We start from the raw sequence: 14653 nt of genomic DNA on the forward strand, positions 1-14653 counted from the left end.
TTTACAGCCCCAACATGGCGGGCAGCGCCGCAAGAATTGCCCGCGCACCTTGACCAACGCCACCCTTCGGCCGCGCTGGCGCATCGGCAGGCGTGTGGCCGTAGATGTCGAAATGCATATAGCGCGGATGCTCGGCAAACCGCCGCAGAAACAGCGCCGCCGTCACTGACCCCGCAAATCCCCAACCCGGCGCGTTGTCCAGATCAGCAATCCCGGGTTCAATGATGTGTTCATAGGGCGTGTGAAACGGCAGTCGCCACACCGGATCGAAGCTGTCAATCGCGCCCTGTTCTAGCGCCGCCGCCATCACTGCATCATCGGTATAATACGGCGCGAGATCCGGCCCCAGCGCAGTCCGCGCCGCCCCGGTGAGCGTCGCCATAGAGATCAGCACATCGGTCGGCGTCTCGGTCGCCAGCGCCAAGGCGTCGCCCAGCACCAACCGCCCCTCGGCATCGGTATCGTTTACCTCAACCGTCAGCCCCTTGCGCGAGGTCAGAATATCCTTCGGCTTCAATGCATTTCCCGAGATCACGTTTTCTACCGCCGCAACGATCACCCGCAACCGGATCGGCAGCGCCAACTGCATGATCATCTGCGCCAGCCCCATCACCGTCGCCGCCCCGCCCATATCTTTCTTCATCAACGCCATGCCCGAGGTCTTGATGTTCAGCCCGCCAGTGTCAAAGCACACACCCTTACCCACCAGTGTCAGACTTGGCCCCGCAGTACCCCAATGCATCTCCAATAACCTCGGTTCGCGCGGCGAGGCCCGACCGACCGCATGGATCATCGGGAAGTTCTGCTCCAGCAGTGCATCCCCCTTCACAACTTTGGCGCGCGCACAAAACCGCTCTGCCAGCGCCAGAAACGCCGCCTCTAGCTCATCCGGCCCCATATCCTGCGCCGGGGTGTTGATCAGATCGCGCGTAAAGTACTCCCCCGCCGCCATCGCCAGCAAGCGCCGGCCGTCACAGCCTTCGGGCAGCACCAACAGCGCAGGCTCCACCGCCGCCGCCTTGCGATAACGATCGAACCGATACTGCGCCAGCAGCCAGCCCAACGCCACCTCGTCACGCGCCGCTGGCGTCAGATCGCCGACCAAATGCCACGCACCACCGGGCAGCGTCACAGCCTTCGCCAACACAAACCGCGCCCTTGCCCGCGCCTTATCATTGCCAAAACCGATCACCGCGCCCGCGACGCCATCCGCTCCGGGGATGAGCTGTAGATCGCCCAAAGCCGCTGCAAAACCCGAAGCCTGTAGCCAGCCGCGCACCGCTTCAGTTTGATCGGCGAAAAACCCGGCCAAATCATCGGACGCAACCACATAAAGCGGTCGCGACGCAGTCGCAGCGTCAGCAAAAGCGGGAACCATCGGCGCATCCTTCCAAACCGCCCGAGGTTAAAACCTTGGGCCTTGAGCGAACCTACCGCTTCCATCCGCCGCCGCAAGCCCCCGCCCGAAGCCTAAAACGGCGTCTGATCCAGCTGCTCCAACAGCGCCTTGTCCGAGGCCAAAGATCGCTCGGCAATCCTCAGCAACCGCGCCCAAACGGCGGCGAACGCCGTAGTATCAGCGCGGTCCAGACATAGCCGCAGATCGCCCGCCACATCGCCCAACGATACCATGCCCAAGTTCTCGGACATCCGCTGCAATCGCCGCAACTGCCGGATCAGATCGCCCATCTCATGCGCCCGCACCTGGCTTGCCAGCCCCGCCATCGTCAGCGCCAGTTCAGCCAAGGCCCGCGTCACAACCTGTTCCGCACTCGACGTGCCCAAATTCCGATAAATCGTCGCAATCGGCTCGGCATCCTGCCGAACCCGTTCCTTTGGCCGCAAAGCCACCACGTTTTCCATCCACACCTATCCAACACACCCACCATCATCTTGGCAGCTTCGTGCTGAAGAAATCGTTGCTGCGGCTCAAAGAAATCTCTCGAATTTTCTGCAATTGCAGCATAACAACGGGCAAAGAGCCCAAGCCGAAAAGGATCACCATGAACCACGTTCGCGCGCTGCCAAATTATCTGGTGCAACGGTTTCACGGCTGGAAAGCCACGACCTATCAGGACAATAAGGCTTGGTATCGCCGCCTTGCCGCCAACGGCCAACACCCCCGCGCTATGGTGATTTCCTGCTGCGACAGCCGTGTGCATGTCACTTCGATCTTCGGGGCGGATGAGGGCGAATTCTTCATCCACCGCAATATCGCGGGCCTTGTGCCACCGCACAATCCCGACGGCGAATATCACGGCACCTCGGCCACCGTCGAATATGCAGTAGCCTCCCTTGGCGTCGCACATATCGTCGTCCTAGGTCATTCGAACTGCGGCGGCGTCAAAGGCTGCCTTGATATGTGCTCCGGCCATGCCCCTGAATTGCTAGAGAAAACCAGCTTCGTCGGCCGCTGGATGGACATCTTGCGCCCCGGCTACCAACGCATTTCCGGCCTGCCCACCGAACTGCAACAACCCGCATTGGAACGTGAAGCCGTGCTGGTTAGCCTGGAAAATCTGATGACCTTCCCCTTCGTTAAAGAAGCCGTCGAGGGTGATCATTTGACCCTCCACGGCCTCTGGACCGATACCGGAGAGGGCGGTCTGGAACAGTTTGACCCCGCAAAGGGGGAGTTTGTGCCGGTTTAAGTTGACGCGCTGAATTTGGCGAAAGGTCCGTAGCACTCCCTGTCGCGACTGCTGTCAGGCAGCACTGATCTTACAACTTTATCAGCCCACGTCTAATATAACGCCTGCCATGATCGCAACCACAATGAAAACAATGACGACCAGCATGCCCGATCCGAAGCCATGTGCATCGCCATATGTTTGCCGTGGTGGATCGAATTTGGACTGCGCCCGATCACCAAAGTTGTTCGCTGGCGCGGCACGATCACGTTCTTCATCAGCATAGGACATGTTGTTTTTCCTTATAACCGAATTCAACGAAGTCGAACTCGTAAATGCGCCAAATGGTTCCGTCTGAGGAGTGAAAATGCCGCAGTCGATAACCCAGCGAAGTTCCCTCAATGGTGATGATCGCTTTGATGCGGAAGCGAGAGCTCTTGGCCTGGTTCTGAGATTGGATGCCAGCGGCAGCTTCTCTTGCAGAAATGTCCATCTGTCCGAGCCGGTTGAGCAGTTGCAGCCCATCCATAATTTTCGCTGAAAAAATTTTGCTGCAAACGGCAGGAAGTGTTTCTGACGGCTCAATGTCGGTCGAACTGATCGACAGCGAAGGCAATACTTTCGCAAACGTTGTTCGCTATGATGGCCGTAACGAGTTGAAGATTGATATCTCCGGTAACGGCATTGACCTAGGCATCTCAGAAAATTTCATTCGATTGGCCCGGCTCAAACTTGAGCCTTTTGAAGACGGTGCTTTACTTTCAGACGCACGAGCCGCACAGTTTTTCTGTTGAAGTGACTGTCAGGTTCTTCCCGAAAATCGAAAACTGCCCGATGTCCAGCTTTCCGCCCCTCAGCGACACTTCGCCCCGCAGTCTGATCGTGCATGCTGCGGAAAGCTGGTATCAGGATGTAGCCTCGGGCCGCTTCGATTTCTTTGAAAAGCTGGGTGCTAAGGCGCACGCAGAAGGCATGGCAACAGCGTTAGTGGCGGCTGATAGCCCGACCTCTGCCAAGCTTTTTTTAGATCAAAGCCACGTTCACATCCTGATCGGCCCGCGCCTGCCGATCCGTCCCGGCATCCTGCACGCGCATCCCGGCTATCTGCGCGGGTTTTGGTATCTTGATCCGGTGGGCGTCAATATGGGATCATCGCTGTGTCAGCGCAGCTTTCAGCCCGACCAAATCGACGCCAAAACCGCGCGGTTTTTCTTTAATGGCGTGACCGGCTGGAACCTGCGGCGAAACATCTCAAAATTTCCACAGAACCCGCGCAGCAATCTGCCCGCCGCTTTTGCGACGGTATTCCTGCAAGATATCGAGCGTTTTGCCAGCCCAGTGCATTACATCGACAGTTTAAAAATCTTGAAACTGGTCGCACGAGAGGCGGACGGTGCCCGGGTCTACGTCAAACTCCACCCAGCGCAGCGCACCGAAACCACTGCGCAGATACAGGCTATGGCGCGCAAGACTGCAAATCTGGTGATTTCGGATGCGTCGATCCATGATCTTACAGCAGCGTCTCAGATGGTAGTAACGCAGAATTCGGCAGCGGGGTTTGAGGCGCTGATGCAGAAAAAGCCGGTGATCACATGCGCCGAATGTGACTATCATCACGCGACAGTTGTGGCCAAACGCCCCGCCCTGTTGGTGCAAGCGCTGCGTAATGTCCCGATGCTCCAAGTCGAGTTTGATTACGAGAAATACCTCTATTGGTTTCTGGCGCTGAACCTGTTGGAGCCGGCTAAGCTCGAATTTGCCGATTTGGCTTGGGCCCGGGTGAAAACTGCGCTGACTAACGGGCAATCTCTATAGTGGCAGGCGCTTGAACACCGTTTTTAGCATTAAGTAAAAGTCGAAGCACAGATTGCGCCGCTGCTGATAGATCAAATCCAACCGAGCTTTACGGGGCACGCAAGCGCGGGCGTAAATCGCATCGGTTTCCGCTGCGGTCTTGCTACGTGACAACAAGATTTCTTCATGCCGATGATACACGATTGTCGCAAGCCCGGTGATCCCCGGTCGCGATTTCAGAACCTTCGCGTAGATCGTGGGGAAACGCTCGACATATTCGCGCAGGGGCGGGCGGGGGCCAACAAAGCTGATGTCGCCCTTCAGCACGTTCCAAAGTTGCGGCAATTCGTCGAGCCGGGTGCGCCGCATGAAGCGCCCCGTCCGGGTAATGCGGCCCGTCTTATCGCCGCCCGAAACGCCGGCCTCTGCGAGCCGCACCGTCATGCTGCGAAACTTCGCAAGCTTGAAGCCCTGCGTCGGCGTCTTCATCCGCTCGGCCCAATACAGCACCGGGCGGCCGTCCAAAATCAAGATCGCCAGCGCCATCAACAGCCCCAGCGGCAGCAGCGGGATCGCCAGCACCAGCACCGCCAGCACGTCGAGAAAGCGTTTCATCGGAGTCATTCTGCGCCTCTTGTTGCCTGCCATTCCGCGACCATCGTGGCGGCCTCGGATTGGCTTTCGGTAAAGCTATAATGTTGTGCGAGCCGCGTGCAATCGAGTGTGATGCGCTGATGTGCGGTCATTGGCGCGGGCTGATATGACCAATCCGCACCGGCAGCCTGCGCCAGATCGGCCATCGCGACCGGATGCGGCGCGGCTAGGTTTAGGATCGGCGGCAGGTGCTGACCCAGCAGGGTAGCCAGCACATCTGCTAGGGTTTGCGGGCCGATATAGCTGCGGATCGGTCCTGCGCCGTTGGGGAAGCGGTCGATCAAGGTGGGCTGATCGGGCTGAAGGTAGGCCAGCAGAGCATCGGCTCCGGCGACGTTGCCGATCCGCAGCGAGGTGATAGAAAGCCCCCGTTCGCGCCACTGATCGGCTACGGCTTCGGCTTCAAGTTTAGCGCGGCCGTAGTCGTTGACGGGTTGGGTGGGGGTGTCTTCTCGGCAGGGGTAGCCGTCGTTCACGCCGTAAATTGCGGAGGATGAGGCCAGCAAAACTTGCGCGATCCCGGCTTTTGCGGCGGCGGCGCAGCAGGCTTCGGTGAGTTGGGCGTTCAGGGTTAGGTCGCCGCGGACGGCTCCGGCCAGGACGATCATTGCGGTGAAGCGGTTGGGGTCCAGCGGGGTGGCTCGCAGGGGGGGCCACTCTAGCTGCGCGGCGGGCCAATTTAGCGGCTTGCCACGGTGTTGCAGGGTTGGGGTTTGCCCGGCTTGGCTCCATGCTTGGGTCAGCAATCGGCCAACGCGCCCGCTTGCGCCCACTATCAGGGTTTGGTTGATCAGGCTTGTCATGGTCTGTGGATATAGAAAACTGCGCGCCGAGGCAAATTGCGGCAGTCCACACGCGGACAGGGCTTTAAGACATTGTTTGTCAACGGCTTAGGTTTTTCGTTAAACATTTGTTAACGCTTCAACGCCCCAAATCTGCGGGGCTCTCAATGCGATCTCGCAGCTGACTGATCGGTAGCAGCGCGTTCGGGGCGTGGCGCATCAGGGCGTGCAGCGGGATTGGCGCGGGAGGGCCAACGGGAATTGCCAGCGCCTCGGCTGGGGTGCCAGCGGCCCAAAGTGCCAGTTCGCGCCCCATCGCGGTGGTCATTGCGATGCCGCGACCGTTGCAGGCGATACCTGCGATCAGGTTCGGAGCCGGGGCGATCAGGCGCGGCAGGAAACTCGGCATCACCGCCGCCATGCCAGACCAAGCATAGTCCAGCGGCGGCAGGTCGGGCAGGTTTAGCATCTGCGCCATGCGGCGGCGAATGGCTTTGGGCACCCGCGCGTCGGCTCCTAGACCGAGAATGTGCATACCGCCGGTGATCAGGCGGTTGGTGGCATCGAAGCGGAAGGTGAACAGGTTGCGGCGGCTGTCGGAGACGCATTGGCCGCCGGGTAGCAGGCGTTCTCGGACCGATTGCGGCAAGGGCTGCGTGGCGATCTGGAACACTTTCAGCGGGAAAAAGCTGTGGGCGAGGCCAGGAATGAGGCCGTCGGCATAGGCGTTGGTGGTCACAACGACGCGGGCCGCTTGGATGGTGGCGGTGGCGGTGCGGGCCTGCCAGCCTTCGGGCGTGGCGATGAGGGCTGTGACGCGGGAGTTTTCATGCAGTTGCGCGCCTGCGGTTTCGGCGGCTCGGGCGAGTCCTCGGGCATAGCCGACGGGATTCAGCACGCCGCCGGAATGGTCGATCCAACCACCGAGCCAGCCTTGCGCTCCGGTGAGATTCTGCACGGCGGCGGCGGTTAGGAACTCCACCGGGCGACCCTCGGCGGCCCATTGGCGGACCCGATCTTTGGCGCGATCAAGGGCGGTGGGCGAGTGCGACGGCTGTATCCAGCCGGAACGCGCCGCATCGCAGGAAATGGCGTGGCGCTGGATCAGATCGAACACCAGTTCGGCGCTGCCCGCCGCCATTTGCACCAGTTGGTTGCCCTTGGCTTCGCCCAATGCAGCGCGGACGCCTTCGGGATCGACCTTGGCGAAGTTCGGCACCACGAAGCCTGCGTTGCGACCGGTGGCTCCCGATGCGATCTGTTCAGCTTCCAACAAAACCACCCGCAGCCCGGCCTCGGCGGCGTGCAAGGCAGTGGACAGGCCCGCGAAACCGCCGCCGATCACCAGCAGATCGGCGGTGATTTCGCCGGTAGCTTTCGGGCGGAGAGCGGCGGGCGCAGCGGTAGCGTGCCAGAGGGTTTTAGGTTCAGGTTGCATCACGAGCGGCGTTTTCCGAAGAAACCTTGCGGGCCGAAGAAGCCCTGTGGTCGCCACAGCAAAATCAGGCACAGCATCACGCCGATGGCGACGATTTGCAGCGAGGCCGCGCGGGCTTGCCAATCGCCCGGCACTACGGCTGCGCTGAATGCGCCTGCGCCGACCCAGATGGCCCAGACCACGACCGAGCCCAAGATCGCGCCTCGGTTGGAGCCTGATCCGCCTACCATCAGCATCGCCCAGACTTGGAATGTCAGCGTCGGCAGATAGCCATTCGGGGCGATAAAGCCGATGAAATGCGCTTGCACTGCTCCGGCGAGGCCCATGACGGCACCACCTGCGGCGAAGGCTTGGATGCGGTAGGATTTTGCCGATTTGCCGAGGGAAATCGCGGCGCGTTCGTCTTCGCGTAATGCCTTCAGCACCCTGCCCCATGGGCTGCGCGCGAGGTGTTCCAGCGCGAGGTAAACCGCCACGGTTACGGCGGCGATGACGCCGAGGTTGATGAAGTTGAACAGCACGGGTTGGTCTTGCAAGCTGGCAAACGGGCGCGGGATGAAGGCGACGCCGAACGGGCCTCCGGTTAGGCTTTGGGCGTTTAGGGCGACCAGTTGCACCACGACGGCGACGCCGAAGGTGGTGATGGCGAGGTAATCGGATTTTAGTCTGAGGGTAGCAAATCCGGTCAGCGCGGCGGCGGCGGCTGTGACGAGGGCTGCGGCCAGCCAGCCTGCGAGGATCGGCCAGTCGAAGCCGCCGATGCGGTCGGCGGTCTCGGGTGTGGTCAGGATGGCGGAGGTGTAGGCTCCGATAGCGACAAAGCCAGCGATACCGACGTTGAACAGCCCGGTTTGGCCCCATTGCAGGTTGAGGCCCAGCGCGATCAGGCCGAAAATCAAAGCGCTGGACATGAAGAACGCGCCGTAGCCGAGGAGGTCGATCATCGTTCAGCCCTTCCGAACAGGCCCATCGGGCGGACGAGTAACACCGCCATCAGGATGGCGAAGGCAATAGCGGCGCGCCATTCTGCACCGATCAGTTGCACGGCGGCGGCTTCTGACAACCCTATGATTAGGCCACCCAATACCGCTCCGGGGACTGATCCGATGCCGCCAAGGATGGCTGCGGCGAACATCGGTAGCAGCAGGTCAAGGCCCATGAGCGGGCGGATTTGCACGAGGATGCCAACCATGACACCGGCAGCACAGGCGAGCGCCGCGCCGATGATCCAAGTGGCGCGCACGACGCGGTCCACGTTGATGCCGACGACGCGGGCGAGCGCGGGGTTTTGGCTGTAGGCGCGCATCTCACGTCCGGTTTGGCTGCGCGACATGAACAGGTGCATCGCGGTGACGAGGACGATTGTTGTGGCGAGCATCACCATTTGGTCGGGGGTGATGCGTATGCCGAGGCCGATGGGGATCGCCATCTGGATGCCCCGCGAAAAGTAGGTCGGGCTGGAGGTGAAAATGAACTCCAACAGGCTGCGTAGGGCCATTGATGCGCCAAACGAGGCCATGACGACGATGATCGACTGGCCCTTGTCGCGCAGGCGGGCGAACAGCAGCCAATCGAGCAACAGGGCGAGGCAGGCGGTCATTATCATGCCTGCGATGGCGGCGAGTATGAGGGGCCAGCCGAAGGAGAGTGCGCCGATTGGGGCGGTGGTGCCGACGAGGGCTCCGATGGCTGCGACCACGGATAAGGTGCCGTACGCGCCCCAGGCCATGAAATCACCGTGGGCGAAGTTCGAAAAGCGCAGGATGGAATAGGTGAGCGTGATGCCGATGGCGCCGAGGCCGATCAGGCTGCCCGAGATCAGGCCGTCCACGATGAATTGCAGGTTCATGCGTGCCTCCGCTTGCCAAGGTAAAGTTCAGCGACGACGGGATCTTCCCACAACGTTGCGGCGCGACCTTCGTGGGCTTCACGACCCTCAACCAGCACATAGGCGCGGTCACCGATGGCCAGCGCGGCGCGGGCGTTTTGTTCGACCAAGACGATGGTGAGGCCAGCGCGGCGGATTTCATTCAGGCGGGCGAACACCATCTCGACAAACTTCGGCGACAGGCCCGCCGAGGGTTCATCCAGCATCAACACGCGGGGATGCACGATCAGGGCGCGACCGACGGCGAGCATCTGGCGCTGACCACCCGACAGGCTGCCTGCCGCGAGTTTGCGTTGGCGGGCGAGGTCGGGGAACATCGTGTAGGTCTCATCAATGCGGGCTTGCACCTCACCACGCTGCAGAACGCCGCCTGCGACGCGGAGGTTTTCTTCGACGGTCATCAGCGGGAAGATGTTCTCGGTTTGCGGCACGAAGGCGAGACCCTGGCGGACGCGCAGATGGGCGGCACCGTGGGTTATGTCGCGGCCGTCCAGTAGGACTTCGCCACCCGTGATGGGGACCAGCCCCGCTATCGCTTTGATCAGGCTGGATTTACCCGCGCCATTGGGGCCGAGGATCACCACGATTTCTTTCTCATCGGCGTGGATTGAGGCGCCTTTGACGATGGAAAGCCCCGGCTCGTAGCCCGCGATAAGGCCGCGCACGTCGAGGATCGGCACGTCTGGGATGCTCATGCTGGCGCTCCTCCGAGATAGGCTTCGATGACGCGGGGGTCGCGGGCGACTTCTTCGGGGGTGCCTTCACACAGCATGGAGCCGGAGGCCATCACGAGGATGCGGTGGCAGAGGCGGGTCACCATGTCGATGTTATGCTCGATCAAAACGAAGGTGACGCCGCTGCCGTTGATTTCGCGGATGCGGTCGATCAGCACTTCCAGCAGCGACGGGTTCACTCCGGCGGCGGGTTCATCGAGCAACACCACTTTGGGGTCAGCCATCATCACACGGGCGAGTTCCAGCAGTTTGCGCTGACCGCCGGACAGCACGCGGGCCGGTTCATCGGCAAGCCTGCGCAGCGCCACGAGGTCCAAGAGGCCCAGCGCCTTATCACGCGCGGCGCGTTCCTCGGCGGCGATCCGACGGGGTGCGATGAAATTCGCCCACAGCCGTTCACCGCTTTGATGCTGCCGTGCCAGCAGCATGTTGTCGAGCAAGGTCAGTTCGGGAAACGGTCGCGGGATCTGGAAGGTGCGGCCCATCCCCCCCGCCAAACGCCGATGCGCAGGCGCACGGGTTACATCCTGCCCCATCAGATGAATTTGCCCCGAAGTCGCCGCGACCGATCCGGCCAGCAGATCGAACATAGTGGTCTTGCCCGCGCCATTTGGCCCGATCAGCCCCAATATCTCACCCGAGGCTACCGAGAACGACATGCCGTCAACGGCCGCGATCCCGCCGAACCGCTTTGAGACATTGCGCGCTTCCAGAACTACCATGTCGCCTCTGATGTTTGATCTGTGATCACACTTGATTTGATCACAGTAGGCGCGTCTACTCACAACGAGCAAGATGATTCGTGAGGTCGCATGACGTTGGGTGAAGCAGGTCTGACGCTGGCTCCGGTCGGGCGGGAAACCGTGCAGGATCGGGTTTATTCCGAACTGCGCCGCGCCTTGATCAGCGGTCTGTTCGCGCCTGGGCAGGTGCTGACGATCCGGCAACTGGCCGATGCGCTGATGACCTCGACCATGCCGGTGCGTGAGGCTTTGGGCCGTCTGATCAGCGAACGCGCGTTAGAGGCGCTGCCGAACCGTTCGATCCGGGTGCCGCCGATTTCGCTGGAACGGATTGACGATCTGCTGCGCACCCGCATCTTGATCGAGGGTGAAGCGATTGCTTTGGCCGCGCCCCGGATGACGGCGGCCAATATCGACACGTTGCGCGGTTACATGACGCAATGGCAGGTGTTGCGGTTGGGTGGCGACCCGGCGACGGTCGATCAGGAAGCCGCACTCAATCAGGCGTTTCACTTTGAGATTTACAGCGCCTGCGGTTCGGCGGTGCTGATCCCGATGATCGAAAGCCTCTGGCTACAATCTGGCCCCTGCACCCGTGCGGCGATCTTCGCGTTCTCAGAAGCGGGCGAGTCTGACTCTGCGCACTTCCACCACAACATGATCGACGCCTTGGCATCAGGCAAAGCACAAGCCGCGCGGGAGGCTTTGGTTGCAGATATCAGCCGCCCCTTCGCATTTTTACGCAACAAACTTTTGTCGAAAGAGATCGCCGCATGAACAGTATCCGCATCAGTCACGAAGCTTCTGGCATGGACGTTTTGGCGGTGTTGAACCCCGACAAAGCGCCTGCAAACGCCGCGTTCCTTTGGCGCTATCTGGAAGTGCCGCGCGTGGTGCCGGGGATACATGCGATGTGGACCGGGCCAGAGATCTCCTGCCCGATCCCAACGGCGCATTTCGCGGGCGCTGAAGCAGCTTTGCCCCCGGAAAATGCGACTTTGCACCCGCAACCGGGTGATATTGTGCTGGCCTATGTGCCTGCAAAGATGTGGGGCGGAAATCCTGATCCGGTGTTTGACATTGGCTTGTTCTATGGCCCCGGCGCGCGGATGCTGTTTCCAATCGGCTGGCTGGCGGGCTCGGTTGTGGCGCAAGTGCGCCCCCAAGATCGCGCCAATCTGGCAGAGGCTTGCGGCAGAATCCGCCGTGCAGGTGCGTGCGAGATCAGCTATGAAAGGGTCGCATGATGGATGAGTTTGAGCTTTACGATCTGCGGGTTGAACTCATAGCCCCCGAGGGTGCAAAGATTTACTGCGGCAAGGTCGGTGATTGGTTTGAACTGCATGGTGAGCAGTTGCACATGCCGCCCGGGCAAAGTTTCTCGATCTATTCTCTGTCGTCGATCCTGCCTTTGTTGCCCGCCAAGCAGCGCGTGACGCATCCGAATGATTGGATGACTTCGGATGCCGAAGTCGCCTGCCCCGATCCGCATTGCCCATCGCGTTTGCGCATCACAAGGCTCGGCAAACGCAGCTTTTCCCACGCCGACACCACCGCCGTTCCCTTGCCAAAGGAGCCTACGCCATGAGCGTTCCCACTCTGCAACTGCGCCCCGGCTATACCACTTCACGGGTGATCCGTGGCGGTTGGCAGTTGGCGGGCGGGCATGGTCCTGTGGATGCCGCACAGCAGGTCGATGATATGATCGCCTTCGCCGATGCCGGGATCACCAGCTTTGACTGCGCCGATATTTACACCGGCGTTGAAGAATTGATCGGGGCTTTCCGCACCGCCTATGGCAATCAGCGCGGCGCAGAGGCTTTGGGCCGCATCAAAGTGCATACCAAACTGGTGCCGGATTTGGCGGCTTTGGCCGTGGTGGACCGTGCCAGCATCCAGCGCAGCGTGGAAACGTCGTTGCAGCGGTTGCGGATGGATCGGCTGGATCTGGTGCAGTTCCACTGGTGGGATTACGAAGTGCCGCGCTATCTGGAAGCGGTCGGTTGGCTGAACGAGATGCGGCTGGAGGGCAAGGTCGATCAGATCGGCGGCACCAATTTCGACACCGCGCGGACGTTGGAAATCATCGGAAGCGGGGTGCCGTTGTTGTCGATGCAGGTGCAGTATTCGTTGCTGGACACGCGGGCGGAGCGATTGCTGGCCAAAGCGGCCACCGCGAATGATATGTGGATTTTCTGCTATGGCACCGTGGCGGGCGGTTTCTTGGGCGATCGCTGGCTGGGATTGGTCGAGCCAGAGCATCCGTTGGAGAACCGCTCGCTGACGAAATACAAGCTGATCATCGACGATTTCGGCGGCTGGGAGTTGTTTCAGGCTTTGCTGCGCTGCCTGCGGGGGGTCGCGGATCGCCATGACACTGATATTGCCACGATTGCCAGTGCCGCGATGCTGGACCGGCCCGCAGTTGCGGCGGTGATCGTCGGCGCACGCAATCGCAGCCATTTGGCGCAGAATTTGAAGGTGGCGGGTTTGGCTTTGACGGCGCAAGATCGGGCGGAAATCGCCGCCGTTCTGGCGCAGGGCCATGTGCCCGAAGGCGACACCTATACGTTGGAGCGTGACCGCAATGGGCGGCACGGCCAGATCATCAAATACAATCTCAATACGGCGTCCTAAAAACCCGCCAACGCGCTGATTTGCCTGCATTTGCGCGGATAACAAAAGGCCAATCCAACAGACGAGGATACGATGAGAAATATACTTCTGGCGAGCGTCGCCGCTTTGACCCTGACGCCTATGGGCGCGCAGGCTTGTGACATCACCGTCGGGCTGGTGCTAGAGCTGACCGGTGAGGCTGGGGCTTATGGTCAGGCCGGGGCGAAATCGGTTGAGATGGCGTTCCGCGATCTGAACGATGCGGGCGGCGTTGCGGGCTGCACGCTGAAAACCGACACGCGCGATAGCCAGACGCAGGCTAACTTGGCGGTGGATGCGGCTACCCAGCTTGTGCAAGTGGCGCATGTGCCTGCGATCATCGGCGGCATCATCTCGCCCATGTCGATCCCGATCCTGACGTCGGTGACCGGGCCTGCCAAGGTGCTGCAAGTTTCTCCCGCCTCGTCCTCGCCTACGCTGACCGAGCTTGGCAAAGACGGCAAAACCAATGGCGTGTTCTTCCGCACCATCACCTCGGACGCGCTGCAAGGCGTGGCTGCGGCGAAGTTCGCGATGGATCAGGGCATGAAGAAAATCGTGATCATCCATCAGAACAACGACTTCGGCGTCAATCTGGTGAAAGAGTTCACCGCTCCCTACACCGCATTGGGTGGCGCTGTGGTTTCGGTGACGCCTTACAACGCCAAGCAATCCAGCTATGCCTCGGAAGTCACCGCGGCTTTGGCGGGTGAACCGGATGCGTTGTACCTGATCTCGGACCCGGTTGATGGGGCGACGATTGCGCGGACATGGATCAGCCAAGGTGGCGTGCAAAAGTTCCTGTTGAACGATGGCATGAACTCGGATGATTTCGTGGCCGCAGTTGGCAAGGAATATCTGGGCGGGGCTTATGGCACCTCGTCGGGCAGTGTCGCTTCGGCCTCGACCGAGTATTTTAACGCCAACTACAACGCGTTCTCGGGGCTGGACCCGGCAGCGCCTGCCGCTGACCGTTCCTACGATGCGGGTGCGTTGGTCGGCTTGGCGATCGCTATCGCAGGCGGCCCGGATGCGGCGAAACTGCCCGACGCGATGCGCAAGGCGGTCGATCCGGCGGGCGAGGTGATTTACGCTGGCAAGGAAGAATTCACCAAGGCGCTGGCGCTGATCAAAGACGGCAAAGCGATCCGTTATGAAGGCGTGATCGGCCCGGTCAACTTTGACCAATACGGCGATATCTCGGGGCCATTCCGGCTGTGGCAGATCGTTGACGGCAAAGTCACCACGATTGGCGAGATGACCACGGCTGACGTCGATAAGGTTAAAGCTGAAGTTAAGTAACCCGATAGGGCGCGGCACCATTTGCCGCGCCCC

18 protein-coding genes are annotated in these 14653 nt (G+C 60.9%); 8 read left to right on the forward strand and 10 right to left on the reverse strand.

Annotated elements, in window-relative coordinates:
• Window position 1: 1 nt before the first annotated feature.
• A complete protein-coding gene (locus tag JWS10_RS07350) occupies window positions 2-1378 on the reverse strand; it encodes a M17 family metallopeptidase (protein ID WP_299505901.1) in 1377 nt (458 codons plus the stop codon).
• A 92-nt stretch (window positions 1379-1470) separates the two neighbouring features.
• Window positions 1471-1863: a hypothetical protein gene (locus JWS10_RS07355; RefSeq protein WP_299505904.1), complete on the reverse strand. Its 393-nt coding sequence runs from the start codon at window positions 1861-1863 to the stop codon at window positions 1471-1473.
• Between the two features lie 140 nt (window positions 1864-2003).
• Here JWS10_RS07355 and JWS10_RS07360 point away from each other — a divergent pair, with 140 nt between their 5' ends.
• Entirely contained in the window at window positions 2004-2651 is a 648-nt protein-coding gene (locus JWS10_RS07360) for a carbonic anhydrase (RefSeq protein WP_299479709.1), read from the forward strand.
• Window positions 2652-2732: 81 nt separating this feature from the next.
• Here JWS10_RS07360 and JWS10_RS07365 read toward each other — a convergent pair whose 3' ends face one another.
• A complete protein-coding gene (locus JWS10_RS07365) occupies window positions 2733-2921 on the reverse strand; it encodes a hypothetical protein (protein WP_299505906.1) in 189 nt (62 codons plus the stop codon).
• A gap of 167 nt (window positions 2922-3088) precedes the next feature.
• Here JWS10_RS07365 and JWS10_RS07370 point away from each other — a divergent pair, with 167 nt between their 5' ends.
• Window positions 3089-3424, forward strand: a complete 336-nt coding sequence (locus tag JWS10_RS07370) for a hypothetical protein (protein WP_299505909.1) — start codon at window positions 3089-3091, stop codon at window positions 3422-3424.
• Between the two features lie 40 nt (window positions 3425-3464).
• On the forward strand, window positions 3465-4445 hold the full coding sequence (locus JWS10_RS07375) for a hypothetical protein (RefSeq protein WP_299505912.1): 981 nt from the start codon (window positions 3465-3467) through the stop codon (window positions 4443-4445).
• Here the strand turns inward: JWS10_RS07375 and JWS10_RS07380 are convergent.
• From JWS10_RS07380 to JWS10_RS07410, 7 genes are all read right to left on the reverse strand, one after another.
• Complete coding sequence (locus JWS10_RS07380; protein WP_299479718.1) at window positions 4440-5048, reverse strand: sugar transferase; 609 nt, start codon at window positions 5046-5048, stop codon at window positions 4440-4442. The genes JWS10_RS07375 and JWS10_RS07380 overlap by 6 nt on opposite strands.
• Window positions 5045-5881 carry an NAD(P)-dependent oxidoreductase gene (locus JWS10_RS07385; protein ID WP_299505914.1) on the reverse strand — a complete coding sequence of 279 codons (837 nt, stop codon included), beginning with the start codon at window positions 5879-5881 and terminating at the stop codon, window positions 5045-5047. Before JWS10_RS07385 ends, JWS10_RS07380 begins: the two co-directional genes overlap by 4 nt.
• 118 nt (window positions 5882-5999) lie before the next feature.
• Window positions 6000-7298, reverse strand: a complete 1299-nt coding sequence (locus tag JWS10_RS07390) for an FAD-dependent oxidoreductase (RefSeq protein ID WP_299505916.1) — start codon at window positions 7296-7298, stop codon at window positions 6000-6002.
• Window positions 7298-8242: a branched-chain amino acid ABC transporter permease gene (locus tag JWS10_RS07395; protein WP_299479727.1), complete on the reverse strand. Its 945-nt coding sequence runs from the start codon at window positions 8240-8242 to the stop codon at window positions 7298-7300. The genes JWS10_RS07390 and JWS10_RS07395 overlap by 1 nt, the downstream gene beginning before the upstream one ends.
• On the reverse strand, window positions 8239-9147 hold the full coding sequence (locus JWS10_RS07400; protein WP_299479730.1) for a branched-chain amino acid ABC transporter permease: 909 nt from the start codon (window positions 9145-9147) through the stop codon (window positions 8239-8241). Before JWS10_RS07400 ends, JWS10_RS07395 begins: the two co-directional genes overlap by 4 nt.
• Window positions 9144-9881, reverse strand: coding sequence for an ABC transporter ATP-binding protein (locus JWS10_RS07405; protein ID WP_299479733.1), 738 nt, complete (start codon window positions 9879-9881; stop codon window positions 9144-9146). Before JWS10_RS07405 ends, JWS10_RS07400 begins: the two co-directional genes overlap by 4 nt.
• Window positions 9878-10642 carry an ABC transporter ATP-binding protein gene (locus JWS10_RS07410; protein WP_299505918.1) on the reverse strand — a complete coding sequence of 255 codons (765 nt, stop codon included), beginning with the start codon at window positions 10640-10642 and terminating at the stop codon, window positions 9878-9880. The genes JWS10_RS07405 and JWS10_RS07410 overlap by 4 nt, the downstream gene beginning before the upstream one ends.
• 90 nt (window positions 10643-10732) lie before the next feature.
• On the opposite strand from JWS10_RS07410, the gene JWS10_RS07415 reads away from it, so the two are divergent.
• The 5 genes from JWS10_RS07415 (at window position 10733) to JWS10_RS07435 (ending at window position 14620) form a co-directional block, all read left to right on the forward strand.
• Window positions 10733-11440, forward strand: a complete 708-nt coding sequence (locus tag JWS10_RS07415) for a GntR family transcriptional regulator (RefSeq protein WP_299505920.1) — start codon at window positions 10733-10735, stop codon at window positions 11438-11440.
• Window positions 11437-11910, forward strand: a complete 474-nt coding sequence (locus tag JWS10_RS07420; RefSeq protein ID WP_299505922.1) for a DUF3830 family protein — start codon at window positions 11437-11439, stop codon at window positions 11908-11910. Before JWS10_RS07415 ends, JWS10_RS07420 begins: the two co-directional genes overlap by 4 nt.
• A complete protein-coding gene (locus tag JWS10_RS07425; protein ID WP_299505924.1) occupies window positions 11910-12251 on the forward strand; it encodes a TIGR04076 family protein in 342 nt (113 codons plus the stop codon). Before JWS10_RS07420 ends, JWS10_RS07425 begins: the two co-directional genes overlap by 1 nt.
• Window positions 12248-13300 carry an aldo/keto reductase gene (locus tag JWS10_RS07430; protein ID WP_299505926.1) on the forward strand — a complete coding sequence of 351 codons (1053 nt, stop codon included), beginning with the start codon at window positions 12248-12250 and terminating at the stop codon, window positions 13298-13300. Before JWS10_RS07425 ends, JWS10_RS07430 begins: the two co-directional genes overlap by 4 nt.
• Before the next feature lie 72 nt (window positions 13301-13372).
• Entirely contained in the window at window positions 13373-14620 is a 1248-nt protein-coding gene (locus JWS10_RS07435) for an ABC transporter substrate-binding protein (RefSeq protein ID WP_299505929.1), read from the forward strand.
• Window positions 14621-14653 lie beyond the last annotated feature (33 nt).

Source organism: Cypionkella sp. (assembly GCF_028290025.1).
Lineage (GTDB): Bacteria > Pseudomonadota > Alphaproteobacteria > Rhodobacterales > Rhodobacteraceae > Cypionkella.